Raw genomic sequence first — 25,061 nt, forward strand, 5'->3', positions numbered from 1 at the left:
ACAGGGCAGGGGGTGAACGAACTGATTTTAGAATGCGGCAGCCCTATGCCAGATCGACCCGACCAAATCACCCCGTCCCACGCCAACCGGCCTAACGTGCGTTGCCACCTGCTGTTGCCGTGTGCGGGCTCCGGAACCAGGTCAGGCAGTGTGCAGCCCAAGCAGTACCAGCCCCTCGCTGGCAAGCCCATGGTGTTGCACACGCTGGCTGCATTTGATTCGGTTGCACGTCTGCATACCCGACTGCTGGTCGTGGCACCGGGAGATGACACCTTGGGGGTACCTCCTGCCGGCGTGACAGTACAAGCCTGTGGCGGTGCAAGCCGCGCCCACAGTGTGTTCAATGGACTCGATGCGTTGCGGCGAATGGGCGCCGACCCCCTGGACTGGGTGCTGGTGCACGATGCGGCGCGGTGCCTGCTGACGCCGGATCAGGTGAATGCCTTGATGGATGCCTGCTGGGAAGATCCCGTGGGCGGTCTGCTGGCGCTGCCTCTTCCCGACACGCTCAAATCCAGTGCCGACGGGCGCGTGGCCGCCACGGTCGATCGGTCTGACAAATGGCTGGCACAAACGCCTCAAATGTTCCGCCTGGGCGCCTTGCACTCTGCAATGGCGCTTTACCTGGACCGGGATTTTGCAGGCGTGACGGATGAATCCAGCGCCATGGAGATGGCCGGTCACCACCCGCTGCTGGTGCGTGGCAGCGCCCAGAATTTCAAGGTCACCTACCCGGAAGACTTTTCACTCGCCGAAGCCGTCATAAGGAGCCGCACATGACATCGCCCATTCCTGCACTGCGCGTTGGTGAGGGGTGGGATGTGCATGCCCTGGTGCCTGGACGCCCGCTCATCATCGGCGGGGTTCACATCCCACATTCCATGGGTTTGCTGGGGCATTCCGATGCCGACGTGTTGTTGCACGCCATCACCGACGCGTTGCTGGGAGCCGCTGGGCTGGGAGACATCGGCCGGCACTTTCCGGACACCGATGAGCGCTTCCGGGGCGCCGACTCGAGCATCCTGTTGCTCGAAGTCGCCCGGCGGGTGCGCGCCGAAGGTTTCGAGATCGGGAACATCGACAGCACGGTGATTGCTCAGGCGCCGAAGCTGGCGGCCCATATTCCCGCCATGCAGCAAGGCATCGCGTCAACACTGGGCTTGCTTCCCTCGCAGGTCAATGTGAAGGCCAAGACCGCTGAAAAGCTGGGGCCCGTGGGGCAGGGGCTGTCCATTGAGGCCCGTGCCGTGGCATTGTTGTTCCGGTAGGTCCTGGTTCTCGCCGTTCAGGCGGGGGGCTTCACTGAGTGGCTCTGCGCAATTTGATGTGTGCAGCGAGGCCCCCGGTGCTGCTGTTGGCCAGGGCGAAGCGCCCTCCCATTCTGGCAATGGCGCGCTCCACGATGGCCAGCCCAAGGCCGGTGCCGGTGGCCGATTGGCGAGACGCATCACCCCGGAAAAACGGTTGGGTGAGCTGCTCCAGCATTTCAGGGCTCACGCCGCTGCCATGGTCACGCAGTTTGACGAGGATCGAATCATCCTTGGCCTTGGCAGCAATTTCCACGGTGGCGGTACCGGTCTTGGGGTTTCGGCCATAGCGCTGGGCGTTTTCAAGCAGGTTGGCAAAGACCCTTTGCAGTTCCACCGCGTCGCCCATCACCATGGTATCGGGCGGGATGTTGGTGAGGACCTGGGTGGTTGGGTCATTGCCCAGTGCGTAGACCGCGGAATCGATGACCTGATTCAGATTGATGCGCTCCGGCGTGAGGTGGTCCGGGCGGGCGTAGTCCAGGAACTTGTCAATGATGGCGTTGACCTGGTCGATATCGGCGGCCATGTGCTCCCGGGCCTGAAGATCGGTCACGCTCATCTCCGTTTCCAGGCGCAGCCGGGAGAGCGGTGTACGCAAATCATGGGAGATGCCCGCCAGCATCAGGGCGCGGTCCTGTTCAATTTTGCTGAGTCGCTGCGCCATGCGGTTGAAGCCGATGTTGACTTCCCGAATTTCGCTGGTCGCGACCGCCTCGCTGAGGTGGCTGGCCTGAAAGTCGCCCTCCCTCAAACGGCTGGCGGCGAACGAGAGCTTCTTGAGCGGGCGGTTGATCAGGCCCGCGATGAGCGCTGCGCCTGCAAGCGACAACACTGCGGCGGTTGCGAGCCAGATCAGCCAGGTGGTCCCCGTCACCAGCCCGATGCGCGAGGGATCGGTCAACAGCCAGTAGGGGTCTTCTTCGATGGTGAAACCGATCCAGAGACCCGGCGTTGAATTGACCTCCCGCGCCACCAGGGTGTCGGCGCCCAGCCGGGCGCTCAGCCGTTCGCTCACGCGACGACTGAGCGAGTCGGTGTTGTAGAGCCGGTAGGTGTCAGTGGGTTCGCGGGGGGCAATGCGCACACCTTCTTCATCGGCCAGCGTCTTGACCAGGGAGACCCTGGCGATCGAGTCAGAGTGCACCAGGGCCGCGCGGGTGAGGTTCACCAGCGAGGCCAGTTGTTGCGCGCTTTGCAACGCCCGGGGCTCAAACTCCAGTGCGCGAAAGGTCTGCAGCCACGCGATGATGCAGCCCAGCAGCAAGACGGCCAGCAGGATGAAGGTGCGCCAGAACAGGCTGAACTCCCTGGGAGGCCGACCGTCCAACGGAGCAGGCGCAGTTTCCAGGGAGGCGGGCTGCGTCTCGAACGGGACGCGCGACTCTTCGGACATCAGGAGGTGCCATCCGGTACGAATACGTAGCCCACCCCCCAGACAGTCTGCAGGTAGCGTGGTGATGCGGCGTCTTCTTCAATCAGCTTGCGCAGGCGTGACACCTGAACGTCCAGGCTGCGGTCAAACGGTTCAAATTCGCGCCCGCGAGCCAACTGGGCGAGTTTTTCCCGGGAGAGGGGTTGGCGAGGATGGCGCACCAATGCCTTGAGCATGGCGAACTCGCCCGTGGTCAAAGGCAGGTCTGCGCCATCCTTGCGCAGCGTGCGCAGGCTCAGGTCGAATTCAAAGGGGCCGAAATTGACCACCTCCATGTCCTGGGATGGGGCGCCGGGCACTTCCGCCGGCGGCCGACGGCGCAGCACGGCATGGACCCTGGCCAGCAGTTCACGCGGGTTGAACGGCTTGCCCAGGTAGTCGTCTGCGCCCACTTCGAGGCCAACGATGCGATCCACGTCTTCGCTTTTGGCGGTCAGCATGATGATGGGCGTTCGGTCGCCGTTGGCTCGCAGCCGCCGGCAGATGGAAAGCCCATCTTCGCCGGGCATCATCAGATCGAGCACGATGATGTCCACCGAATCACGCTGGAGCACACGGTTCAGGGCCTTGCCGTCTTCCGCCAACATGACCTCAAAACCCTCCTGCATCAGATAGCGGCGCAGCAGGTCGCGAATGCGAACGTCATCGTCAACGATCAGAACTTTGTTGGGACGGGTGCTGGTTTGTGGCATATGAGCAACTTCCTTGAAATGTAACAAACGCGATTGTGGCAGCGCCAAGTGCTTGTCAGCACACGTTTTTTGTTTTTATGACACGCTGTTACAGATGTTGCCTGAGCGGGTTGGGACGGCAGCCGGTGTGCGTCAGACAATGTCGTCCATGTCCACTCTTGGAGTCACCATGAAGCCGTTTGCCAGGCGAAGCATTTGCTTGGTGTTGCTAGTACCCGCCTGGGCTCTGTCAGCCGACCAGCGTCCAATCGACGAAGTACCCACCGAAACCGCCATGTCGGTGGTCCCCATCTCCATGGTTGAACCAGAGACCCGCACCACGGTCCGTCTGCGTGAGAGTTTGCGCCAACCCTACGGCGACGAGCTCGAGTCCAACAAGCCTTACCGCCTTTCGTTGGAAGAACGCGTTCGCCTAAGAGAACAATTGCGCGGTGTCCCCAGCCTCGCCAGCTCCCCCAAGTGATTCATGACTGAAAAATACCGTGTGGGAGGCATCTCCCAGGTTCTTTTGCGTGCGCTGCCTGTTGTTGTCCTCCTGGTTGGCCTGGGATCAGTCCCAGCATTTGCGCAGTCGTCCTCAAACTCGCAACCCGCTCCGCCGCTGTCCAATGTGGTCAGTCTGTCCGCAACAGGCGAAACCGAGGTCCCGCAGGACTTGCTCATCTTGAGCCTGCGGACCACAAAAGAAGGGTCCAGCGCGGCGGCGGTTCAGAACGAACTCAAGGCGGCACTGGATAGGGCCTTGGCAATGGCCAGAGCGCAGGAGAAAAAGGGCCAGATGGATGTGCGCACTGGCCAGTTCAGCCTTTATCCCCGGTATGGCAAGGAAGGCAAGATTGCCGGTTGGCAAGGCACAGCCGAATTGTTGCTGGAAGGCAGGGATTTTTCGCTGGTCAGCAGCACCGCAGGAAAGCTGGACTCGCTGACCATGTCGAGCGCCGCCTTCAGCTTGTCCAGAGAAGCGAGGCAACGACTGGAGAAGGAAGTGGAAGCGCTTGCCATCGAGCGGTTCCGCGCTCGTGCGAACGATGTTGCCAAGGGCTTTGGTTTCTCCAGCTACGTGCTCAGAGAGGTGTCGGTCAGCTCGACTGACGACGGGGGCATGCCCGTGCATCCCCGCATGATGGCCATGGAAGCCAAAGGCATGTCGGATGCCTCGATTCCGGTCGCGGCGGGAAACAGCACCGTCCGAGTGACCGTCTCGGGCTCCATCCAGCTGCGCTGACACTGGGTTCTAGGTTGGGCCGCGCCACCGGGGCTGCCCAGGGCTTTTTTCCAGGTCAGGCGGCCGCGTCGATCACTGTGCCACCCATCCTCCGTCCATGTTCCACGCCACGCCACGCACGTTGTTGCCGGCGGGCGAGCAGAAGAACACAGCCAGCGCGCCCAGCTCTTCCGGGGTGGTGAACTGCATGGAGGGTTCTTTTTCACCGAGCAGTAGTTTGATGGCATCGTCGTTGCTGATGCCCTGCGCCGCGGCTTTGGCGTCGACCTGCTTTTGAACCAGAGGCGTGAGCACCCATCCCGGGCAGATCGCGTTACAGGTCACGCCGGTAGACGCTGTTTCCAGTGCCGTGACCTTGGTGAGTCCTACAACGCCGTGCTTGGCGGCCACATAGGCCGATTTTTCAGCCGACCCCACCAGCCCATGCACAGACGCCACGTTGATCACCCGACCCCAATTGGCAGTGCGCATGGCGGGAAGTGCCAGTCGGGTGGCATGAAACGCGCTGGACAGGTTGATTGCAAGGATGGCGTCCCACTTTTCGACGGGAAAGTCTTCCACTTTGGCAACGTGCTGGATGCCGGCGTTGTTGACAAGAATATCCACACGGCCGAATTGCTCGGCGGCATAACCCATCATGGCTTCGATTTCAGCGGGCTTGCTCATGTCTGCACCGTGGTACTCGACCTTGACGCCCAGTGCTGCGATCTCGGCCTTGGGGCCTTCAACGTCCCCAAAACCGTTCAGCACGATGTTGGCGCCTTGCTGTGCCAGCGCTTTGGCGATGCCCAGGCCGATGCCGCTGGTAGACCCGGTGATGAGAGCGGTTTTGTTCGAAAGCATGTGGGAGCTCCAGTTCAATTACGATAGGTTGAAAGACGCTGGAACCATTATCGTGGACGCTTAAACGACAACCTCACCATGCAGGTACCCTCACTCAAGTTTTTGCCCGTTGGCGACCCCGCCGCAGTGGGTGGTGCCGCGCGCCGATTGGCCTATTGGGATTGGCCGAGCCTGAACGATCAGGCGAAGCACACCGTGGTGTGCGTGCATGGCCTTTCGCGTCAGGGGCGCGATTTCGATACTCTGGCTCAGTCGCTTCAGCCCACGTCTCGTGTTGTCGCGGTAGACGTGGCCGGGCGAGGTCACAGCGACTGGCTGGCCGATCCGATGGCCTACCAAGTGCCCACCTATGTGGCCGATCTCGCAGCCCTCATTCTTGCGCTGCGCGCGGAATCACCCGGGATCACCATGGATTGGGTCGGCACCAGCATGGGTGGCTTGATCGGTCTGGCCATTGCCGCGCAGCCTGCGCTGGCGCCGCGGCGTCTGGTGCTCAACGATGTGGGGCCGGTCATTCAATGGGCTGCGCTGCAGCGGATTGGAACCTACCTCGGCAAGAACCCGCAGTTTGAAAGTGAACAGGCTGCATGTGATTACCTAGCATCGATTTCTACCGGGTTTGGTCCTCACACCGCAGCGCAATGGCATGCATTGTGTGTGCCCATGTTGCGTCACCAGGAGGGCAAGTGGCGTCTGCATTACGACCCCGCAATTGCGCAACCCTTACTGGCTCTGCTGAACAGCAGCGACGAGGAGGCTGCGCTTCGCTCGGTGAAGGAGGGTGAGAACGCTCTTTGGCGGTTGTACGACGCCATCACATCCGAAACCCTTCTTCTGCGTGGCGCCGAATCCGACCTGCTGTCACACGAGACTGCTCTGCTCATGTCCCGGCGTGGACCCATGGCTGAGTGCATCGAATTCGCTGGCGTGGGTCATGCACCCACCTTGATCGCGGACGAGCAGGTCAATGCGGTGCGGCGGTTCCTGTTGAAGCCTTCTCGGGTGTCATCACGCTGACATGAAGTCTGCCGACCTTTCATCTTTCAGTGAACCGGCGGTGGCCACGGGCTCCGAAACCAGTGCGGGCCAGGGCGGTCAGGTGGTTCCTTCGGCCATCGTTGCGGCCACATCCGACAGCCTGCCACAGCAAGCTCATGCATTGGCGCGAGCCAGAGCGTTTGCCGAACCCCTGCTGGCCTGTGAGCAACTGGACACCGGAGAGAACACCTTTGCGCACGCCGATGCGGTGGCTGCAATCCTCCGCGACATTGGCGGCTCTGAAGCGATGCAGGCGGCTGCCTATCTGGTTTATGCCTGTCAACATCTGAATCGTCCCCACGAGGTCATCGCCAAGGCCTTTGGTGAACAGTTTGCAGCGCTGGCGGTTGAAACCACCAAGCTGGTGCAGTTGCAACGGCAAGCGCGTGCAAAGGCGGCAGAGGTGCAGGCCAAAAAGCACGAAGAGCGAACGGCCGCACAGGAGCTCGCGCTTCCGCTGGTTTCTCCCAACAAGGCGCCGGTCACCGAGCTGGCGGCGAGTCAGACCGAAAACGTCCGCAAGATGCTGCTGGCGTTTTCCCGCGATCTGCGCGTGGTGATGCTGAGACTGACATCTCGCTTGCAGACCCTGCGCTATTACGCGCTGAGCCGGGGTGACCCTGGCGAGGCGCTGGCCAGCGAATCCTTGCATGTGTTCGCACCGCTGGCCAACCGGTTGGGCATCTGGCAGGTCAAGTGGGAAATGGAAGACCTCTCCTTCCGCTTCCTGGAGCCACAGACCTACAAACAGGTGGCGCAGTTGCTGGACCAGAAGCGCGCCGAGCGGGAAGACCATGTGGAGCAGGTTCGCCTGCAGCTGGAGAACGACCTGCAGCAACTGGGGGTGAAGGCGTCGGTGCAGGGACGACCCAAACACATCTACAGCATTGTCAAGAAGATGCGCGGGAAGTCGCTGGACTTTGACCAGGTTTTCGATATTCGAGCGCTTCGCGTGGTGGTGCCGGAGAAGGACCATTGTTATGCCGTGCTGGCACACGTGCACGCTCAGTTCTCACCTGTGGCCGAAGAATTTGACGACTACATCGCCAAGCCCAAACCGAATGGCTACCAGTCGCTGCACACGGTGGTGCGCGATGCGCAAGGGCGGGCTTTCGAGATCCAGATCCGCACGCAGGCCATGCATGACCACGCCGAACATGGTGTGGCGGCCCACTGGGCCTACAAGGAAGCGGGGGCCAAAGGGTATGCAGGCGTGTCGGCGAGCTCAGACTACGACGCCAAGATTGCCGTGCTCAGGCAACTGCTGGCTTGGGAGCGCGATCTCAGCGGTGCGGCGCAGGGGCTTTTCGAGGACAGGATCTATGTGCTCACGCCCGATGCCGCGATCGTCGAGTTGCCACAAGGCGCGACGGCCCTTGATTTTGCCTACAGTGTTCACACCAGCCTGGGCCACCGCTGCCGGGGCGCACGGGTCGATGGCGCCATGGTCACCCTCAACACGCCCTTGCAAAACGGGCAGACGGTGGAGATCACGGCGGCCAAGGAAGGCGGGCCTTCGCGCGACTGGCTGAATGGTGATCTTGGCTATCTGGTCAGCCATCGAGCAAAAAGCAAGGTGCGCGCCTGGTTCAATGCGCAGGCCATGCAGGAAACCATGGCCCGAGGGCGTGAAGCGGTTGAGAAGCTGCTGCAGCGCGAAGGCAAAACCGCGCTCAAGCTGGATGATCTGGCGGTGACCATGGGCTTGTCCTCAGCCGCAGAGTTGTTTGAGCAGGTCGGGAAAGACGAGCTGTCCCTGCGCTCGATCGAGACCCACCTGAGGCCGTCCGATCCAGAGCCCGCTGCCGATCTTCCCATCTGGCTGAAGAAGCCACGAAAGCCCGCTTCGGGATCTTCGGGTGGGGTTCTGGTCGTGGGGGTGGATTCGCTGATGACCCAGCTGGCCAAATGTTGCAAACCCGCACCGCCTGACGAAATAGGTGGTTTTGTCACACGCGGCAAAGGCGTCAGCATCCACCGGGCGGACTGCAGCGACTTTGCCCACCTCAAAGTGAAAAGCCCGGACAGGGTGATCGAAGTGCAGTGGGGTGGAGAAAAGAACGGAGATGCCGGCGTCTACCCCGTGGATGTCGCGGTTGAGGCCGCAGATCGCCAGGGCCTGCTGCGGGATATTTCCGACGTGTTTGCCCGCGAAAAGATGAACGTCATTGGCGTGCAGACGCAATCGGTCAAGGGCGTGGCATGGATGACGTTCACCATCGAAGTGAGTGATGCCAGACAGGTTGCCCGTGCCATGGCGGTGGTCGGTGATGTGGCCGGGGTGAGGGTGGTGCGTCGCAAGTAGGACTTCGCAAAAAAGCCGCTTCGCCATGGGCTATACTCTCGGCTTCGAATTCGATCCCAGGCGCGTAGCTCAGCTGGTTAGAGCACCACCTTGACATGGTGGGGGTCGTTGGTTCGAGTCCAATCGCGCCTACCAGAATCAAACCCCTGATCTCTTTTTGAGACAGGGGTTTTTCTCATTGGGTTTCTTGCGTTTGCTTCGGTCGGGTACCGCCGAAGGTCTGATGCACAAGAGCGCCACGGTTTCACTTCGAACCCTGATTCAGATCAATCAATGATTGAAACCCTGCGCACAGGGAAAACCCATGGCACCAAGGCTTGCCAGGGTTTTTAGAATGTGTCATATCCTTCAAGCAGTCCTGAGGCGCGTGCCTCTTCCCTTCAGAAAGTCCGTAGTGCAAAAATCCAAGGCTGAGTCCGGTAGCGAGCGGGTGGGTGGTGTGCGCATCATCAAGAAGTACCCGAACCGGCGTCTCTACGATACAGACACCTCGTCTTACATCACCTTGGCTGAAGTGAAGGCGCTCGTGATGGACAACGAACCTTTCGTGGTCCGGGATGCCAAGTCCAACGACGACCTGACCAGAAGCATTCTTTTGCAGATCATCCTGGAGGAAGAGACGGCAGGTGTTCCCATCTTCACCGAGCAGGTGCTGGCGAACATCATCCGCTTCTATGGGCACGCCATGCAGGACTTCATGGGCTCGTATCTGGAAAAAAATGTGCAGATCTTCATGGACCTTCAGCACAAGATGACCGAGCAGTCCAGCGGCCTGAATCCGGAAGCCTGGAAACAGTTCATGAATGTACAGTCGCCGATGATGCAGGGCATGATGGGCACCTACCTGGAGCAGTCGCGCACCGCGTTCACCCAGATGCAGGAACAGATGCAGAAGAACAGCGAGCAGATGCTGGCCGCGCTGGGGCTGAAGCGCTGAAAGTTCGATCCCAGGCGCTCGGGCGCTGGGTCTGAGACAATTGGGGCATGTCCGAACCCGTTGCCCAGTCAGGGCCCTCATCGCCCAAAGTCGGTTTTGTCAGCCTGGGTTGCCCAAAGGCACTCACCGACTCCGAACTCATCCTCACGCAACTCAGCGCTGAGGGCTACCAGACCTCCAAGACCTTTGCCGGTGCCGATCTGGTCATCGTCAATACCTGCGGCTTCATCGACGATGCTGTCCGCGAGAGCCTGGACACCATCGGTGAGGCGCTGGCCGCCAACGGCAAAGTCATTGTCACGGGATGCCTGGGTGCTCGCGAGGGCGAAAACGGCGGCAATCTGGTGCGGCAGATGCATCCCAGCGTGCTTGCTGTGACCGGCCCTCATGCCACCCACGAAGTGATGACGGCGGTGCACCAGCACTTGCCCAAGCCGCATGATCCGTTTGTCGACCTGGTGCCGGCGCAAGGCATCAAGCTCACCCCCCGGCACTACGCCTACCTCAAGATCAGTGAGGGATGCAATCACCGGTGCACCTTCTGCATCATCCCTTCCATGCGGGGTGATCTCGTCAGCCGGCCGATCGGTGATGTGCTGACCGAAGCGCGCAAGCTATTTGATGCCGGCGTCAAGGAGCTGCTGGTGGTCAGCCAGGACACGTCGGCCTATGGCGTGGACGTGCAATATCGCACCGGGTTCTGGGATGGCCGGCCGGTGAAGACGCGGATGTTCGACCTGGTTCGCGCCTTGGGAGAGTTGGCCAAGGGTTATGGCGCCTGGGTGCGGTTGCATTACGTCTATCCTTACCCACACGTCGACGACATCATTCCGCTCATGGCGGAAGGGCTTTGCCTGCCGTACCTTGACGTGCCATTGCAACACAGCCACCCTGCCGTGCTCAAGCGCATGAAACGGCCTGCCAGTGGCGAAAGGAATCTTGAGCGCATCGCGCGCTGGCGCGAGCTTTGCCCGGAGATCGTGGTGCGGAGCACCTTCATCGCAGGGTTTCCCGGCGAGACCGAGGAGGAGTTCCAGCACTTGCTGTCGTTTGTTGAAGAAGCCCGCATCGACCGCGCAGGCTGTTTTGCCTATTCGCCCGTTCAAGGCGCAGCGGCCAATGAACTGGCTGATCCCGTTCCTGCAGAAGTTCGTGAAGAACGCCGGGCGCGCTTCATGGCTGTCGCAGAGGCCGCTTCCATCAACAAGCTGCGTCAGCGGGTGGGTGCCACCATGCAGGTGCTGGTGGATTCGGCGCCAGGGCTGGGCAAGAAGGGCGGCGTGGGGCGCAGCTACGCCGATGCGCCAGAGATTGATGGTGTCGTGCGGCTTTTGCCGCCAGAGAAGATCAGCAAGACGCTGAAGGTGGGTGAGTTCACCAAGGCGCGTATCGTGGCTGCCGAGGGGCACGACTTGCTGGCGGTGCCGATTTGAAGCGCTCCGCGCTGCAAGGCAATGGCTGCATGGTGCAGCGAATTTTGAAGGGGGCAGTTGCGTCAGCGAAGGATGAGGCGCTTCCGCTGCTCGCCTTTTTGATTGCCGCTGTTGCCACAACAAGAAAAGGCTTGCAAACGTTGTGTTTGCAAGCCTTTATGATTGGTGCCCAAGAGAGGACTCGAACCTCCACGCCTCTCGGCGCTAGTACCTGAAACTAGTGCGTCTACCAATTCCGCCACCTGGGCATCTCAGGAAAACCAGAAGTATATCAGAGAAAAAGTGAACGAAAAAAACAGCCTGTTGGCAGAATTTGAAGGTGTCGTGTCCGGCCATCGTGACGGGCACGGTTTTGTGATTCGTGACGATGGACAGGCAGATATTTATCTGCCATCCAATGAAATGCGAGCCGTCCTGCACAAGGACCGCGTCAAGGCACGGATCGTGCGCCTTGACAGAAAAGGGCGGCCTGAAGGCCGAGTGACCGAGATCGTGGAGCGCTCGGAGGCGCCGATCATCGGGCGCCTGCTGCAGGAAAGTGGTGTCTGGCTCGTAGCGCCGGAAGACAAGCGCTACGGGCAGGATGTCCTCATCCCGAAAGGCGCCACGGGCACCGCAAAGACCGGACAGGTTGTGGTGGTGGAACTCACCGAACCTCCTGCGCTTTTCGGGCAACCCGTGGGGCGGGTCAAGGAGGTGCTGGGTGAGATCGACGACCCCGGCATGGAGATCGAGATTGCGGTTCGGAAGTACGGTGTGCCTCACATATTTTCAGATCTGGCAATGGCCCAGGCCCGTGCTCTGCCAGACCACGTGCGCGCTGTCGATCACAAGAACCGCGTCGACCTGCGGGACGTCCCGTTGGTGACGATCGATGGTGAAGACGCCCGCGATTTTGACGATGCGGTGTACTGCGAACCCGCGAAAGTGGGCAGGGGCAAGGGCTGGCGGCTGCTGGTGGCCATCGCCGATGTGAGCCACTATGTGCAAACCGGCTCGGCCATCGATGTGGATGCTTATGACCGGGCGACCTCGGTGTACTTCCCGCGCCGCGTCATTCCGATGCTGCCAGAGAAGCTGTCCAACGGTTTGTGTTCGCTCAACCCCGGTGTAGAACGCCTGTGCATGGTGTGTGACATGCTGGTCAATGCCAAGGGTGAGGTTCACGCGTACCAGTTCTATCCTGCCGTGATGTTCAGTCATGCGCGGTTCACCTACACCGAAGTCGCGGCTATTCTCCAGAACACGCGAGGCCCGGAGGCCGCACAGCGCAAGGCATTGGTGCCTTACCTGTTGAACCTGCATGACGTTTACCGCGCCTTGCTGGTGGCACGCCAGGCGCGGGGGGCAGTGGATTTTGAAACCACCGAGACCCAGATCGTCTGCGATGACGCGGGACGCATCGAGAAGATCATTCCACGCACCCGCAACGATGCCCACAAACTGATCGAAGAGGCCATGCTGGCGGCGAATGTGTGTTCGGCCGACTTCATCAGCCAGGGCAAGCAGGCAGGCCTGTTCCGTGTGCACGAAGGCCCGACGCCGGAGAAGCAGGAAATCCTTCGCAACTACCTCAAGGCCATGGGTGTGCCGCAGACCATCAGCGACAACCCGAAGCCTTCGGAGTTTCAGCTCATTGCCAATGCCACCAAGGATCGCCCGGAGGCTCAGCAGATTCACACAATGCTCCTGCGATCCATGCAGCAGGCCATTTACACGCCCGTCAACAGTGGGCACTTCGGGCTGGCTTTCGAGGCCTACACCCACTTCACCAGTCCGATCCGGCGCTACCCCGATCTCCTGGTTCATCGGGTCATAAAGGCCATCCTGAGTCAGCAGCGTTACCAACTGCCCCAATTGCCAACGCCCGGCGAGGCGCACGCCAAGCTCAGCAAGCGCCTGGCCAGCCGGGCCAAGCCCGCTGGCGACCAGCCTGCGAAGAAGCCGTCGGTGGACACGCTGGCCTGGCAGGCCGCTGGTCTGCATTGCAGCGCCAACGAGCGTCGCGCGGACGAAGCCAGTCGCGACGTGGAGGCCTGGCTGAAATGCAAGTACATGCGCGAACACCTGGGTGAGGAGTTCAGCGGTGTGGTCAGCTCGGTCACCAGCTTCGGTCTCTTCGTCACGCTGGACGCCATGTATGTAGAAGGGTTGGTGCATATCACCGAACTGGGCGGCGAGTTCTTCCGTTTTGACGAAGCGCGTCAGGAACTGCGCGGAGAGCGAACCGGCATACGCTACGCCCTGGGATCTCGGGTCAACGTTCAGGTCAGCCGGGTGGACCTGGATGGACGGCGAATTGACTTCCGGCTGGTTTCCGGTGATGACGATCTCGTGTTGCGAGCCATGCGCGACAAGGGTGGTGTGGCAGACGCTGGTGAAGCCAAGGGCAGGCAGGGCAAACCGCGCCGCGCCAAAGGAGGAGGGGCATCCTCCCATTCGCCGGGTCGCCAGAACGAGCTTTCGGCGCCTTCAGCGAAGGAGCCTTTGCCGGCAAGTCGCAAGTCTTCTGGTGCAAAGAAGGCGGACCGGGGCACTGCGAGAAGCGCTTCTGGAAAGGCTCGAAAGAGTCGCAGGTGATGGGTGGGGGCGTGAGCGACAGGAAGACAATGGGTGATACGTCGGCGCGGGCGCCTGCGAAGCGAACCGCTCGCGACGTCCGGTCGCCAGCTTCCGGGACACGCGAGGCCCCCAGGGTCGTCAAAGCGGGGAAAGCGGAGGCGACGAGCAAGCCAAAAGTGGTCAGCAGTTCCGGCGAGCGACCCTTGCGCATCGGCGTATCGGCGCGCTTGCTCTACCAGGTGCCACAGGAACTCGGTTTTCGGAACAAGTATCTGCAATACATCGAACAGTCGCTGGCGCACTGGATCATGGAGCATGGAGCCGTTGCCTTCATGGTGCCTGCCGTGGCCCACGACAGCAAGCACGCGGCCCGACACCTCAAGGTGGATCACGTGGTGCAGGAACTGGATGCGCTTGTCCTGCAAGGGGGCGCAGACGTGGCGCCACAGACCTACGGCCAGACCCCCATCGATGAACGATGGCAGGGTGATGTGGTGAGGGACAAATACGAGCTGTCCCTGTTGAGGACATTTCTCGCCCAGAAGAAGCCGGTGCTGGGCGTGTGCAGGGGGGCTCAACTGCTTAATGTGGCCTTTGGCGGTACGCTGTACCAGGACATTCCCACCCAATGCCCTGCAGCTCATGCGCACGTCGACACAGAGCTCTACGATCAGCTCGAACACGACGTAACTTTCCTTCAGGGATCTGCCCTGACGAAGCTGTACCCCAAGTCCTCGCAATTGACCGTCACCAGCATTCACCATCAGGCAGTGGCCGAGCTCGGCAAAGGCATGGTGGTGGAGGCGGTGTCCACGCTGGATGGTCTGGTCGAGGCCATCCGATGGACCGGCGATGCCTACGCGCGAGGCGTTCAATGGCACCCGGAATTCCATCATGGGCGGCATGCGCTGGCCGACAGCTCACCGATCATGCTCGACTTCCTGCAGGCATCACGGGCGGCAGCGCTGGTCCGCCTCGAAGCAGGGCGCGAGCCCGACCCGAGAGTGCCGCGTCCACCTTTGCGGCTTGCCTGATGCCTGCCGTTTCTGGACGACACATCGAATCCGGCTTGTTGAAGCCTCATCCATTTTCCTGTCGAGAGCCGCGTTCGGTAAACTGCTGTGGTGGTGTTTGGCCGTGATTCAGCCCGACTCGCCGTCCGACTGACCGAAATAAACCCTTCCATCGCATGCGCATTGTTCTATTCCTGTTGGATACGCTGTTTTTCTTTCTGGTCGCGGCAGGATTGTTGCGGGCATGGATGAACCATTTGCGCGTCCCCATGTGGGCCCAGCCAGGTCGATTCGTGATGGCCGTGACAGACTGGCTGGTGGCTCCCGTGCGGCGCATCCTGCCCCGTGGGATGGCCCAGGGCCGCGTCGACTGGGGCAGCCTGATGGCTGTGGTGCTGATGGCACTGGCCTACGGCGGACTGTGGATCATGCTGGCCACGGGTTTCAACACGGTGGCCGTGTCGCCGGCCGCTCTGGTGATGGCCATTCCCGTGCTTGCCTTCAAATTGGTGCTGCGCAGCCTGTTGCAGGGGCTGATGGTGCTTCTGCTGGTGTATGCGGTTCTGTCGTGGGTTCAGCCTCAGTCCCCGATTCTGGCGACCCTTGACCGCCTTTGCGGGCCGATCTTGCGCCCCGTGCGCCGAGTCATACCCACCATCGGAGGGGTGGATCTGTCCGTGCTCGTGCTGATCATCCTGCTGCAGGTGGGCTTGATGCTGATCGCCTGACTCGCTGCGCTCTCGTTGGTGAATCTCAGGAGAATGGGCGAACCCGCCGGGCCAACTCGCCTGCGGTGAGGATGGCCATCATGTCGCATGGATGGCCGGTTTCGGCCCAGCTGTCTGCCAGCTTGCCATGTTGAAACACGGCAGATGCAACCCTGTGTCTTGCATCGCCCTCCGGTGAACCTCCGGGAGCCGCAAGTGCGGCGCCAATCATGCCCGCCAGCACATCGCCCGTGCCTGCGGTGGCGAGACGTGCATTGCCAGAGGCATTGATCCAGGGTGTGTCTCCTGGCTGAGTCACGATGGTGCCGGAACCCTTGAGCACGCAAATGGCGCCAAACCGATCGGCCAGTGTTTGGGCTGCAGCCAGGCGATCTCGCATCACCGACGCGGTGCTGGTTTCCATCAACCTCGCTGCTTCGAGAGGGTGGGGTGTCAGGACGGTCGTCCATCCTTGTTGTGAACGCTGCGTCAGTTGCGCCTGCAGGGCCGGATCTTTTGCAATCGCATTGAGGGCGTCGGCGTCAAGCACCAGGCGCCGTGATCTGGTCAGTACGGAAGGCAGAACGGCCGCCACCGCTTCGCCGCCGCCACATCCGCAAACGACGGTGGCGCTGTCTGGCAAGTCAGATTCGAGCATGCGCTGTGGGGCGCGAAACATCAGTTCGGGCGAGTGGGGTTCGTAGCGGATTTCAGAACCCGGTGCCTCGCCCAGCAGACTCACAAACACCCGGCCGGCGCCGGCGTGCAAGGCAGCCGTTGCGGCGAGGATGGCCGCGCCCGTCATGCCGACGCCGCTGCCCGCGATCGATTGTCCTCCCAGTATCAAAACGTCGCCGAACTTCCCCTTGTGGCTCGAATGGGGCCTTCTGGCTTGCAACGTCGTGTGCGGCGCCTCTGCATACAGCCTGGCCATGGGCGGTGTGTCTGGCTGCGGGACCGCTGACAAGTCGTCAAACCAGATCTTTCCCGACGCATCCCGCCCGTCATTTGTGAACAGGCCCGGCTTGAGTGTGAGCAGCGAGAGGGTGTATCTGGGTCCTGCCTGATGAGGCGTTGCAATTGATGGGTCGGCCAGCAAGGGTTGCAACTCACCGGTTTCCGCGTGCAGGCCGCTGGGAAGATCCACGCAAAGCACGGGGGACGAGGTATGGCGCAGGTGGCTCAGCGTCTTCGAAATCACGCCAGACAGAGGGCCGCTTGCGCCCATGCCGAGCAGTGCGTCGATGCCCAGGTCGAACTGTGCAGGGGGTTCAAGTTGAATCAACACGCCAGCCGTGCGCGCCGCTGCCAATGCGTTCTGTGCATCAGGCGGCAACACTTTGCTGAAGGCAGGGTCTGCGCTGCCATGGGTGGCGATCACGCGCACCCCGTTCCCTGTTGACTGCGCCCACTGGTGCAGGTGTGTCGCAGCCACCAGACCATCGCCGCCATTGTTGCCGGGGCCGCATGCCACCCAGATGCACCGGGCATGGGGTTGAACCGCGCGCGACAACTGAGCAATGGCGAGGCCGGCTCGTGCCATGAGGGTGTGCGGCGGAAGGCGGCCTGCGGCGAGGTGTTCCCAATGCCGGGTGGATTCAAGGCCGTAGAGTGCCTCTTCCCGATCGAGGGCGACGCGCCGGATCAACCTGGCCTCCCGTGAGACGGGGAAGTGAAGGCGTCGGGTGCAATGAGCAGGAGCGGGAAGTGCATGGAATGTCTGTCCGGCATCGACAAAAGGGCTGCTGATCCTGACAGCTTAGCCCGTCGCAGGCTCAACGCGTACTGCAGCCCGTCACGCCAGTCGACCATGACTGGGTACGTGCCTGGGCAGCAGATGCTATACTCGACTGGCTTTGCCTTGTGCAGCTGGCACTTTTTTGGTGCAGCACGAGGCCAGGCAAATCGCAAACCGGCCCAACCGGGTGTCGCTTTCAGCGTCCAGACCAAGTGAGTGTGGATGCAAGGTGATCAGGGTCGGATTTAAGACTCAACCTCTGGAACGTTAATCTATGTCTATCTCCATGCGCGAAATGCTGGAAGCTGGTGTGCATTTTGGCCACCAAACCCGCTTCTGGAACCCCAAGATGGCCCCGTACATTTTCGGCCATCGCAACAAGATCCACATCGTCAACCTCGAAAAGACGCTGCCTTTGTTTGAAGAGGCTGCCAAATTCGTGCGTCAACTCTCCGCGAATCGCGGCACCATTTTGATGGTGGGCACCAAGCGCCAGTCGCGCGACATCGTGGCCCAGGAAGCGCGTCGCGCGGGCGTGCCGTTTGTTGACCAGCGCTGGCTGGGTGGCATGCTGACCAACTTCAAGACGGTCAAAACCTCGATCAAGCGTCTGAAGGATATGCAAGCCCAGAAAGAAGGTGGCCTGGAAAGCATGACCAAGAAAGAGCAGCTGATGTTTGCTCGCGAGATGGAAAAGCTGGAGAAGGACATTGGCGGCATCCAGGATATGCCTGCATTGCCTGATGCGATCTTTGTCATCGACGTGGGTTTCCACAAAATTGCCGTGCTGGAAGCTCAAAAGCTGGGCATTCCTCTGGTTGGTGTGGTGGATACCAACCACTCGCCCGTCGGTATCGACTACGTCATCCCTGGCAACGATGACTCGGCACGTGCTGTGGCGCTGTATGCCCGTGGCATTGCCGATGCCATTCTCGAAGGCCGTGCCAATGCGGTGAATGACGTCGTCAAGGCGGTTTCAAAAGAAGGCAGCGACGAATTCGTCGAAGTCAAGGATGGCGCAGCGGCCTGACTGCTGCCCGCGTGAGTCAGAGGGGCTCAAGTAGCCCCTTTTTCACAAGTTTTAACGAATCACATGACATGTCTGCCGTCGCTTCATCGCGTGAGGCAGATCAAGGAGAAATGAAGATGGCGATTACTGCAAGCATGGTGGCAGAGCTTCGTGCCAAAACAGATGCGCCCATGATGGAGTGCAAGAAGGCGTTGACTGAAGCCGAGGGCGACATGGCCAAGGCCGAAGAATTGCTGCGGGTCAAGCTGGGCACCAAGGCTGGCAAGGCTGCCAGCCGTGTGACGGCCGAAGGCGTGGTGGCCTGCCATATCGATGGCACCACCGGTGCGCTGATTGAAGTCAATTGTGAGACCGACTTCGTCACCAAGAACGACAGCTTCCTGAATCTGGCCAATGCTGCCGCCCGTCTGGTGGCTGAGCACAACCCCGCCGATCTGGAAGCGCTGGCCGCCTTGCCCTATTCTCAGGAAACCTTCGGGCCCACGCTGGAAGACGTGCGCAAGGGGCTGATTGGCAAGATCGGCGAAAACATGAGCTTCCGCCGCTTCAAGCGCTACAGTGGTGCCAGCAAGCTGGCCAGCTACCTGCATGGCACCCGCATTGGCGTCGTGGTGGAGTTTGACGGGGAAGATACGCCCGCCAAGGATACCGCCATGCACATTGCCGCCATGAAGCCCGTTGCGCTCACCAGCGCAGACGTGCCGGCCGATTTCATTGAGCGTGAACGCTCTGTGGCGACCGCCAAGGCCGATGAAGCCAACAAGGAGCTGGTGGCAGCAGGCAAGCCCGAGCAAAGCGCCGAGATCACCGCCAAGCGGATCGACGGTGCCGTTCAGAAATACCTCAAGGAGGTTTCGCTGTTCAATCAGCCTTTCGTCAAGAACGACAAACAAACGGTTGAGCAGATGCTCAAGGCTGCTGGCACGACGGTCAAGGGGTTCACCCTTTATGTGGTTGGCGAGGGTATTGAGAAGAAGGTGGACGACTTTGCCGCTGAGGTGGCCGCCCAGGTTGCTGCAGCCAAGGGCGCCTGATCCGGATCGAGGGCCCGGACAGCCTGAGCCAGGAAGAATCAACGGGCCGAAAGGCCCGTTGTCACGTGCGACCTGGGGAAGGGGGCTTCGGCATGCCGGGGGTCCGCACAGAACGATAGGTAGCCCGAGCCAGAGTCAGCCCCGCTACACTCGTTGATTCAAAAATTTGAACATCGAAATTCAGAAGGTCACCATGCCAGCGTATAAACGCATTTTGCTGAAGCTTTCGGGCGAGGCCCTGATGGGTGACGACGCCTTTGGTATCAACCGGGCAACCATCGTGCGCATGGTTGAAGAGATTGCCGAGGTGACGCGCCTGGGTGTCGAAGTGGCCATCGTCATCGGTGGAGGCAACATCTTCCGCGGTGTGGCGGGCGGGTCGGTCGGAATGGATCGGGCCACTGCCGACTACATGGGCATGCTTGCCACTGTGATGAACTCGCTGGCGCTGGCCGACGCGCTGGACAAAGCCGGCGTCGTGGCGCGTGTCATGTCGGCCATTGCCATTGAGCAGGTCGTGGAGCCATACGTGCGTCCCAAGGCGCTCCAGTATCTTGAAGAGGGCAAAGTCGTCGTGTTCGCTGCCGGAACCGGGAATCCCTTCTTCACCACCGACACCGCTGCCGCATTGCGTGGCGCGGAAATTGGCGCAGAGATTGTTCTCAAAGCCACCAAGGTCGACGGGGTGTATTCTGCCGACCCCAACAAGGACGCCAATGCCACGCGCTATGCGTCAATCACCTTTGACGAGGCCATGGCCCGCAATCTTCAGGTGATGGATGCGACTGCCTTTGCCCTTTGCAGAGACCAGAAGCTGCCCGTCAAGGTGTTCTCCATCTTCAAACCCGGCGCCTTGCGCAAAGTGGTGCTGGGTGGCGATGAGGGCACCCTGGTTCACGTGTGATCCCGACCACTGCCGATCAGAGATCTATCGAGGAGCAATATGAGTACAGCTGAAATTCGCCAGACCGCCGAGCACAAAATGCAGCAGTCCATCGAATCTTTCAAGAGTGGCTTGACCAAGATTCGCACGGGCCGTGCCAATCCGCTACTGCTCGACACGGTTCATGTCGATTACTACGGTTCCATGCTTCCACTTTCGCAAGTGGCCAACCTGTCCCTGCTTGATGCGCGCACCATCGGCGTGGCGCCTTGGGAAAAGGGCATGGGGGCAAAGATTGAAAAGGCCATACGGGAATCTGATCTGGGACTGAACCCCTCCAGCCAGGGCGATCTGATTCGTGTGCCGATGCCGCCCATGACGGAAGAGCGCCGCAAGGAGCTGACCAAGGTGGTGCGGGGAGATGGCGAAGCGGCCAAGATCGCCATCCGCAATCTGCGCCGGGATGCCAACGAGGCTGTGAAAAGGCTCGTGAAGGACAAACTCGCTTCGGAGGATGACGATCGTCGCTCGCAGGAAGAAATCCAGAAATTGACCGACCGGATGATCGCGGAGGTCGACAGACTGGTTGCATCCAAAGAGCAGGACATCATGGCGGTTTGACGCACAAAGCGTTGAACGTGCACAGCATCAGATGACAGTCCCTGTTTCATCCAACCCGGTACCGCCCATGCAGGTCCCCAAGCATGTGGCGATCGTCATGGACGGCAACGGTCGCTGGGCGCAGAAACGCTGGTTGCCCCGGGTGGCCGGGCACAAGCAGGGCGTGGATGCCCTGAGAAACACGGTCGCGGCTTGTCTCGAGCGCAAGGTACGGGTACTGACCGTCTTTGCTTTTTCCTCAGAAAACTGGAGCCGGCCGGCCGACGAGGTTTCCGGGCTCATGGAGCTGCTGGTGATGGCGCTTGCGCGGGAAGTACCCAAGCTGGAAGCCAACGGTGTTCGGCTGCACTTTCCCGGGAACCGGAAGGGGCTTTCCGACAAGGTGGTGCAGGGGCTGGAGAGTGCTGAACGCGCGACACAACACAATGACCAACTGGTCCTCAACGTGTGTTTCAACTACGGTGGGCGCTGGGATGTGGCGCAGGCCGCACAGCGGCTGGCATCGCAAGGAATCGAGATCACTGAAGCCAGCCTGTCTCAGGCCATGTCCATGGCACACGTGAGTGACCCGGATCTGATGATTCGCACGGGCGGCGAACAACGTATCAGCAACTTCCTGCTGTGGCAGGCGGCCTACACCGAGCTCTATTTCACCGAGTGCCTTTGGCCGGACTTTGATGCCGCCGAGCTGGACCGGGCCTTCGCTGACTATGCTGGTCGACAGCGGCGTTTCGGACGGACGGCCGAGCAGTGTGCCTCTGAAGAGGCCGCGCCTGTCCCGACAGGCAGCTGCCATGCTTAGACAGCGCATCATCACAGCCCTCTTGTTGCTGGCCGTCCTGCTACCGGCACTTTTTTATTCTGATACGAGACCCTTTACGGCCTTGAGCCTGTTGCTGGTCATGACCGGCGCCTGGGAGTGGGCCCGTCTCAACGGATGTCGGCCCGGTGTGTCCCTGGCCCTGGGTCTGCTCCTGGGCCTTGCGATGGCGCTTTTCTGGTTTTTGGGGGGCCTGGATCGGTCCTGGAGAGTGGGCTGGATCGTGGTCGGGCTGCTGTGGGTGGCGCTCGCTTTCGGCATGCTCGCCAGAGGCGTGGCAGGGTGGTCGAACTGGCCTTTCCTGCCCAGGCTCTGGGTTGGGCTGTTCCTGATCTGCTGTGCCTGGCTGGCCCTGGTGCAGGCGCGGCAGCTGGGGCTGGCGTTTCTGCTGTCGGTCTTGATGCTGGTCTGGATGGCTGATGTGGCGGCGTATTTCGGAGGCAAGGCCTTTGGGCGCCGGAAGCTGGCGCCGTCGGTGAGTCCTGCCAAGAGCTGGGAAGGTGCCATCAGTGGTCTGATTGGGGTGTGCCTGCTTGCCGCCTGCTGGCTATGGGCCGATGCCGGGGGCCTTGGCGATCGGTCCAGCCTGTACGGCCGGCTCTGGCAGATGGGGCCTTTATGGGCAGCTGTTTCGCTTTTCTTCCTTGTGGCCATGAGTGTGGTCGGGGATTTGCTGGAATCACTGGTCAAGCGCAGCGCAGGCGTGAAGGATTCAAGTCAATTGCTTCCCGGTCATGGAGGGGTTCTGGATCGGGTCGATGCATTGCTTCCAGTCCTGCCATTGGCCATGATGCTGGTCTCGTTGTGAAATTTGCATGAACATGCGCCAAACCGTCACGATCCTTGGCTCAACCGGCTCCATTGGCGTCAATACCCTGGATGTGATTGCTCGCCACCCCGAGCGCTTCGCCATCCATGCACTGACCGCCTCGACCCAAGTCGAGTTGCTGCTCAGGCAATGTGAGCAATTCCGGCCACGCTATGCGGTCATGGTCAGTGAACCGCATGCTGTCGAGCTAAGGCACAGGGTGCTTCAGTTGGGACTGGATGTCGAAGTGCTTTCCGGAGAGCGTGCCCTGTGCGAGGTCAGCGAAGACCCCGACGTGGATATCGTGATGGCATCCATCGTCGGCGCCGCTGGACTGGCGCCCAGCCTTGCCGCTGCCGCTGCTGGAAAGAAGCTCCTTTTGGCCAACAAGGAGGCCCTGGTGGTTGGGGGCGGCCTGTTCATGGAAGCCGTCAGGCAAGGCGGTGCGACGCTGCTGCCCATCGATAGCGAACATTCGGCCATCTTTCAGTGCCTGCCTGAGCATCCCTCCAGTTGGCCTCAGAGACTGGATCACATTTGGCTGACCTCCTCTGGTGGGCCCTTCAGGCAGGCGCCTATGGATGCGCTGGCGGCCATGACGCCCGAGCAGGCGTGTGCCCATCCGAACTTTGTGATGGGGCGGAAAATATCCGTGGATTCAGCGACCATGATGAACAAGGCGCTGGAAGTGATCGAAGCCAGGTGGCTTTTTGATCTGCCACCAGAGAAAATCAAGGTGTTGATCCACCCTCAGCAAATCATCCACTCGATGGTGCAGTTCAAGGACACCTCCGTGCTGGCGCAGTTGGGCACACCTGACATGCGTGTGCCCATCGCCTATGGGCTTTCATGGCCGGAGCGGATGGACAGCGGTGCACAGCCGCTGGACTTCTCGACCCTGGCGTCGCTCACCTTTCTGGAGCCTGATCCGGTACGCTACCCGGGGTTGTTCCTTTCCTGGGATGCGCTTCGAGCCCCGGAAGGCACCACCGCCGTCCTGAACGCCGCGAACGAGATCGCAGTGGCGGCGTTTCTGGATCGTCGGCTGCGGTTTGATCAGATCCATGCGGTCAACCATGCAACTTTGACGGCATTGCAGCCCTCCAAGCCTGCAAGTCTTGCAGACTTGATGGCCATCGACGCGGAAGCACGGTCGATGGCTGAAGCGCAAATCCAGCGCGTGCAAGGTTGAACACCTCGGCAGCCTGCCAGTCCCGCCTTTTCACGCTTCAGAGCTCCTAGGAAACCTTGCCATGCTTACCCTGATTGCGTTTGTCGTAGCGCTTGGCATCTTGATCGCCATCCATGAGTACGGCCACTACCGCGTGGCCGTGGCCTGCGGCGTGAAGGTGCTCCGTTTTTCTGTTGGGTTCGGCAAGCCCTTGCTCCGCTGGCAGCGCAAAGGAAGCCCGACCGAATTTGTGCTGTGTGCATTGCCTTTGGGTGGCTATGTCCGGATGCTGGATGAGCGGGAGGGCCCGGTCGACGCGGCCGAACGGCACCTGGCGTTCAACACCCAACCACTGCGGTCGCGCGCGGCGATCGTGGCGGCGGGGCCTGTGGCGAACCTGCTTCTCGCTGCTGTACTGTATGCCGTGGTGAACTGGAGCGGCGTGGAAGAGCCCAAACCTATTCTGGCCAGCCCGGTTGCGGGCTCGCTGGCCCAGCAGGCCGGGATTGTCAGCGGGGACTGGGTGGCCAGTTCCGCTGTTGGCGATGCTGAGCCCATGGAAATGGGATCCTTTGGCGACTTGCGCTGGCGTCTGACACAGGCGGCGTTGTCCGGCGACGACATGACCCTCTGGGTTGGGAAAGGAGAGGGCGCACCCACCCGCGAGGTCCTGTTGCCTCTGAGCCAACTGGATGTGCGAGAGGTGGATGCGAAGCTGTTTGAACGCATGGGTATCACAGCGCCTTGGAGTGCGCCTGTGGTTGGCGGTGTCGTGGAAGGCGGCGCCGCTGCGGAAGCGGGGCTTCTGGCCGGTGACAAGGTCCGCGCAGTCGATGGTGTTCCCGTCGCCGATGGACAGCAGTTGCGATCCCTGATCGGCAGCGCAGTGAACCCGGACGGTCAACCGGTGAATCAGGAATGGCAGTTAGAGCGGGCAGGGCAGGTCGTCACGCTCCAGGTGTCACCAGCGTCGGAACTGGTCGACGGTGTCCCGGTGGGACGCATAGGAGCCTACATCGGCGCTGCGCCTGAATTCATGGTCGTGCGGTACGGTCCGGTGGACGGCCTGGTACAAGGCGTGGTCCGAACCTGGGAAGTGTCGTGGCTCACCCTCAAGATGATGGGGCGCATGCTCATTGGAGAGGCATCGGTCAAGAACCTCAGCGGGCCGCTCACCATTGCGGACTACGCAGGCAAGTCGGCCAGCTTGGGTCTCACTTCCTATCTGCTGTTTCTGGCCCTGATCAGCGTGAGTCTGGGCGTGCTCAACTTGTTGCCATTGCCTGTTTTGGACGGTGGGCACCTGATGTATTATCTTTGGGAGGGTGTGACCGGGCGCAGCGTATCTGATGTCTGGATGGAGCGCCTGCAGCGCGGAGGTGTCGTTGTGTTGATGGCACTCATGTCCGTAGCCTTGTTCAATGATGTGGCCCGTTTGGCGGGCTGAACATACCCTTTC

General features: G+C 61.0%; 23 protein-coding genes and 2 tRNA genes. 20 read left to right on the forward strand and 5 right to left on the reverse strand.

Going from position 1 to position 25,061, the window contains the following annotated elements:
- Nucleotides 1-45 precede the first annotated feature (45 nt).
- Complete coding sequence (ispD, locus tag J2W49_RS03240; RefSeq protein ID WP_310311526.1) at nucleotides 46-780, forward strand: 2-C-methyl-D-erythritol 4-phosphate cytidylyltransferase; 735 nt, start codon at nucleotides 46-48, stop codon at nucleotides 778-780.
- Nucleotides 777-1,268: a 2-C-methyl-D-erythritol 2,4-cyclodiphosphate synthase gene (gene ispF, locus J2W49_RS03245; RefSeq protein ID WP_310311528.1), complete on the forward strand. Its 492-nt coding sequence runs from the start codon at nucleotides 777-779 to the stop codon at nucleotides 1,266-1,268. The genes ispD and ispF overlap by 4 nt, the downstream gene beginning before the upstream one ends.
- Nucleotides 1,269-1,299: 31 nt before the next feature.
- On the opposite strand, the gene J2W49_RS03250 is transcribed toward ispF, so the two are convergent.
- Nucleotides 1,300-2,703, reverse strand: coding sequence for a sensor histidine kinase (locus J2W49_RS03250; protein ID WP_310311530.1), 1,404 nt, complete (start codon nucleotides 2,701-2,703; stop codon nucleotides 1,300-1,302).
- Entirely contained in the window at nucleotides 2,703-3,434 is a 732-nt protein-coding gene (gene ompR, locus J2W49_RS03255; protein WP_304914316.1) for an osmolarity response regulator transcription factor OmpR, read from the reverse strand. Before ompR ends, J2W49_RS03250 begins: the two co-directional genes overlap by 1 nt.
- 148 nt (nucleotides 3,435-3,582) lie before the next feature.
- Between ompR and J2W49_RS03260 the strand changes: the two genes are divergently transcribed.
- Complete coding sequence (locus J2W49_RS03260; RefSeq protein ID WP_310311532.1) at nucleotides 3,583-3,897, forward strand: hypothetical protein; 315 nt, start codon at nucleotides 3,583-3,585, stop codon at nucleotides 3,895-3,897.
- 45 nt (nucleotides 3,898-3,942) lie between these two features.
- Nucleotides 3,943-4,659 carry an SIMPL domain-containing protein gene (locus J2W49_RS03265; RefSeq protein ID WP_310311533.1) on the forward strand — a complete coding sequence of 239 codons (717 nt, stop codon included), beginning with the start codon at nucleotides 3,943-3,945 and terminating at the stop codon, nucleotides 4,657-4,659.
- Between the two features lie 72 nt (nucleotides 4,660-4,731).
- On the opposite strand, the gene J2W49_RS03270 is transcribed toward J2W49_RS03265, so the two are convergent.
- A complete protein-coding gene (locus J2W49_RS03270; RefSeq protein WP_310311535.1) occupies nucleotides 4,732-5,502 on the reverse strand; it encodes a 3-hydroxybutyrate dehydrogenase in 771 nt (256 codons plus the stop codon).
- 78 nt (nucleotides 5,503-5,580) lie between these two features.
- On the opposite strand from J2W49_RS03270, the gene J2W49_RS03275 reads away from it, so the two are divergent.
- The 5 genes from J2W49_RS03275 (at nucleotide 5,581) to rimO (ending at nucleotide 11,215) form a co-directional block, all read left to right on the forward strand.
- Entirely contained in the window at nucleotides 5,581-6,519 is a 939-nt protein-coding gene (locus tag J2W49_RS03275) for an alpha/beta fold hydrolase (protein WP_310311537.1), read from the forward strand.
- Nucleotide 6,520: 1 nt separating this feature from the next.
- Entirely contained in the window at nucleotides 6,521-8,845 is a 2,325-nt protein-coding gene (locus tag J2W49_RS03280; protein WP_310311539.1) for a RelA/SpoT family protein, read from the forward strand.
- A 58-nt stretch (nucleotides 8,846-8,903) separates the two neighbouring features.
- Nucleotides 8,904-8,980 (forward strand) — tRNA-Val (locus tag J2W49_RS03285).
- 259 nt (nucleotides 8,981-9,239) lie between these two features.
- Nucleotides 9,240-9,782, forward strand: coding sequence for a polyhydroxyalkanoate synthesis repressor PhaR (gene phaR / locus J2W49_RS03290; RefSeq protein WP_310311541.1), 543 nt, complete (start codon nucleotides 9,240-9,242; stop codon nucleotides 9,780-9,782).
- Between the two features lie 47 nt (nucleotides 9,783-9,829).
- Nucleotides 9,830-11,215, forward strand: a complete 1,386-nt coding sequence (gene rimO / locus J2W49_RS03295) for a 30S ribosomal protein S12 methylthiotransferase RimO (RefSeq protein WP_310311543.1) — start codon at nucleotides 9,830-9,832, stop codon at nucleotides 11,213-11,215.
- A 163-nt stretch (nucleotides 11,216-11,378) separates the two neighbouring features.
- On the opposite strand, the gene J2W49_RS03300 is transcribed toward rimO, so the two are convergent.
- Nucleotides 11,379-11,463, reverse strand: a tRNA-Leu gene (locus tag J2W49_RS03300).
- A gap of 34 nt (nucleotides 11,464-11,497) precedes the next feature.
- Here J2W49_RS03300 and rnr point away from each other — a divergent pair.
- From rnr to J2W49_RS03315, 3 genes are all read left to right on the forward strand, one after another.
- Nucleotides 11,498-13,795: a ribonuclease R gene (rnr, locus tag J2W49_RS03305; protein WP_405000974.1), complete on the forward strand. Its 2,298-nt coding sequence runs from the start codon at nucleotides 11,498-11,500 to the stop codon at nucleotides 13,793-13,795.
- Nucleotides 13,796-13,953: 158 nt separating this feature from the next.
- Entirely contained in the window at nucleotides 13,954-14,811 is an 858-nt protein-coding gene (locus J2W49_RS03310; protein WP_310311545.1) for a gamma-glutamyl-gamma-aminobutyrate hydrolase family protein, read from the forward strand.
- Between the two features lie 155 nt (nucleotides 14,812-14,966).
- Entirely contained in the window at nucleotides 14,967-15,518 is a 552-nt protein-coding gene (locus J2W49_RS03315; protein ID WP_310311547.1) for a YggT family protein, read from the forward strand.
- A 25-nt stretch (nucleotides 15,519-15,543) separates the two neighbouring features.
- Here the strand turns inward: J2W49_RS03315 and J2W49_RS03320 are convergent, their stop codons facing one another.
- A complete protein-coding gene (locus tag J2W49_RS03320; RefSeq protein ID WP_310311548.1) occupies nucleotides 15,544-17,040 on the reverse strand; it encodes an NAD(P)H-hydrate dehydratase in 1,497 nt (498 codons plus the stop codon).
- Nucleotides 17,041-17,509: 469 nt separating this feature from the next.
- Here J2W49_RS03320 and rpsB point away from each other — a divergent pair, with 469 nt between their 5' ends.
- The 8 genes from rpsB (at nucleotide 17,510) to rseP (ending at nucleotide 25,049) form a co-directional block, all read left to right on the forward strand.
- Complete coding sequence (gene rpsB, locus J2W49_RS03325) at nucleotides 17,510-18,265, forward strand: 30S ribosomal protein S2 (RefSeq protein ID WP_310311551.1); 756 nt, start codon at nucleotides 17,510-17,512, stop codon at nucleotides 18,263-18,265.
- A gap of 116 nt (nucleotides 18,266-18,381) precedes the next feature.
- A complete protein-coding gene (gene tsf / locus J2W49_RS03330) occupies nucleotides 18,382-19,299 on the forward strand; it encodes a translation elongation factor Ts (RefSeq protein WP_310311553.1) in 918 nt (305 codons plus the stop codon).
- Between the two features lie 193 nt (nucleotides 19,300-19,492).
- On the forward strand, nucleotides 19,493-20,203 hold the full coding sequence (gene pyrH, locus J2W49_RS03335) for a UMP kinase (protein ID WP_310311555.1): 711 nt from the start codon (nucleotides 19,493-19,495) through the stop codon (nucleotides 20,201-20,203).
- Nucleotides 20,204-20,242: 39 nt separating this feature from the next.
- Nucleotides 20,243-20,803 (forward strand): ribosome recycling factor, encoded by a 561-nt coding sequence (frr, locus tag J2W49_RS03340; protein WP_310311557.1) that lies wholly within the window; start codon nucleotides 20,243-20,245, stop codon nucleotides 20,801-20,803.
- Between the two features lie 67 nt (nucleotides 20,804-20,870).
- Nucleotides 20,871-21,605 carry a polyprenyl diphosphate synthase gene (gene uppS, locus J2W49_RS03345; protein WP_310311558.1) on the forward strand — a complete coding sequence of 245 codons (735 nt, stop codon included), beginning with the start codon at nucleotides 20,871-20,873 and terminating at the stop codon, nucleotides 21,603-21,605.
- Entirely contained in the window at nucleotides 21,598-22,431 is an 834-nt protein-coding gene (locus J2W49_RS03350; RefSeq protein ID WP_310311559.1) for a phosphatidate cytidylyltransferase, read from the forward strand. Before uppS ends, J2W49_RS03350 begins: the two co-directional genes overlap by 8 nt.
- Before the next feature lie 13 nt (nucleotides 22,432-22,444).
- Nucleotides 22,445-23,623 (forward strand): 1-deoxy-D-xylulose-5-phosphate reductoisomerase, encoded by a 1,179-nt coding sequence (gene ispC / locus J2W49_RS03355; RefSeq protein WP_310312170.1) that lies wholly within the window; start codon nucleotides 22,445-22,447, stop codon nucleotides 23,621-23,623.
- Nucleotides 23,624-23,684: 61 nt separating this feature from the next.
- Nucleotides 23,685-25,049 carry an RIP metalloprotease RseP gene (gene rseP, locus J2W49_RS03360; protein ID WP_310311560.1) on the forward strand — a complete coding sequence of 455 codons (1,365 nt, stop codon included), beginning with the start codon at nucleotides 23,685-23,687 and terminating at the stop codon, nucleotides 25,047-25,049.
- Nucleotides 25,050-25,061: the final 12 nt, after the last annotated feature.

The sequence above is a fragment of the Hydrogenophaga palleronii genome (genome assembly GCF_031457455.1).
In the GTDB taxonomy this organism is placed as follows: Bacteria; Pseudomonadota; Gammaproteobacteria; order Burkholderiales; family Burkholderiaceae_C; genus Hydrogenophaga; species Hydrogenophaga palleronii_A.

Coding starts and splice junctions, on each gene's coding strand:
- pyrH (WP_310311555.1), top strand. CDS start 19,493: ATGCCAGCGTATAAACGCATTTTGCTGAAGCTTTCGGGCGAGGCCCTG.
- ispC (WP_310312170.1), top strand. CDS start 22,445: ATGCGCCAAACCGTCACGATCCTTGGCTCAACCGGCTCCATTGGCGTC.
- J2W49_RS03315 (WP_310311547.1), top strand. CDS start 14,967: ATGCGCATTGTTCTATTCCTGTTGGATACGCTGTTTTTCTTTCTGGTC.
- J2W49_RS03350 (WP_310311559.1), top strand. CDS start 21,598: ATGCTTAGACAGCGCATCATCACAGCCCTCTTGTTGCTGGCCGTCCTG.
- rpsB (WP_310311551.1), top strand. CDS start 17,510: ATGTCTATCTCCATGCGCGAAATGCTGGAAGCTGGTGTGCATTTTGGC.
- J2W49_RS03250 (WP_310311530.1), bottom strand. CDS start 2,703: ATGTCCGAAGAGTCGCGCGTCCCGTTCGAGACGCAGCCCGCCTCCCTG.
- rimO (WP_310311543.1), top strand. CDS start 9,830: ATGTCCGAACCCGTTGCCCAGTCAGGGCCCTCATCGCCCAAAGTCGGT.
- J2W49_RS03270 (WP_310311535.1), bottom strand. CDS start 5,502: ATGCTTTCGAACAAAACCGCTCTCATCACCGGGTCTACCAGCGGCATC.
- rseP (WP_310311560.1), top strand. CDS start 23,685: ATGCTTACCCTGATTGCGTTTGTCGTAGCGCTTGGCATCTTGATCGCC.
- J2W49_RS03275 (WP_310311537.1), top strand. CDS start 5,581: ATGCAGGTACCCTCACTCAAGTTTTTGCCCGTTGGCGACCCCGCCGCA.
- ispD (WP_310311526.1), top strand. CDS start 46: ATGCCAGATCGACCCGACCAAATCACCCCGTCCCACGCCAACCGGCCT.
- frr (WP_310311557.1), top strand. CDS start 20,243: ATGAGTACAGCTGAAATTCGCCAGACCGCCGAGCACAAAATGCAGCAG.
- tsf (WP_310311553.1), top strand. CDS start 18,382: ATGGCGATTACTGCAAGCATGGTGGCAGAGCTTCGTGCCAAAACAGAT.
- J2W49_RS03320 (WP_310311548.1), bottom strand. CDS start 17,040: ATGGCACGAGCCGGCCTCGCCATTGCTCAGTTGTCGCGCGCGGTTCAA.
- J2W49_RS03280 (WP_310311539.1), top strand. CDS start 6,521: ATGAAGTCTGCCGACCTTTCATCTTTCAGTGAACCGGCGGTGGCCACG.
- uppS (WP_310311558.1), top strand. CDS start 20,871: ATGCAGGTCCCCAAGCATGTGGCGATCGTCATGGACGGCAACGGTCGC.
- ompR (WP_304914316.1), bottom strand. CDS start 3,434: ATGCCACAAACCAGCACCCGTCCCAACAAAGTTCTGATCGTTGACGAT.
- J2W49_RS03260 (WP_310311532.1), top strand. CDS start 3,583: ATGTCCACTCTTGGAGTCACCATGAAGCCGTTTGCCAGGCGAAGCATT.
- ispF (WP_310311528.1), top strand. CDS start 777: ATGACATCGCCCATTCCTGCACTGCGCGTTGGTGAGGGGTGGGATGTG.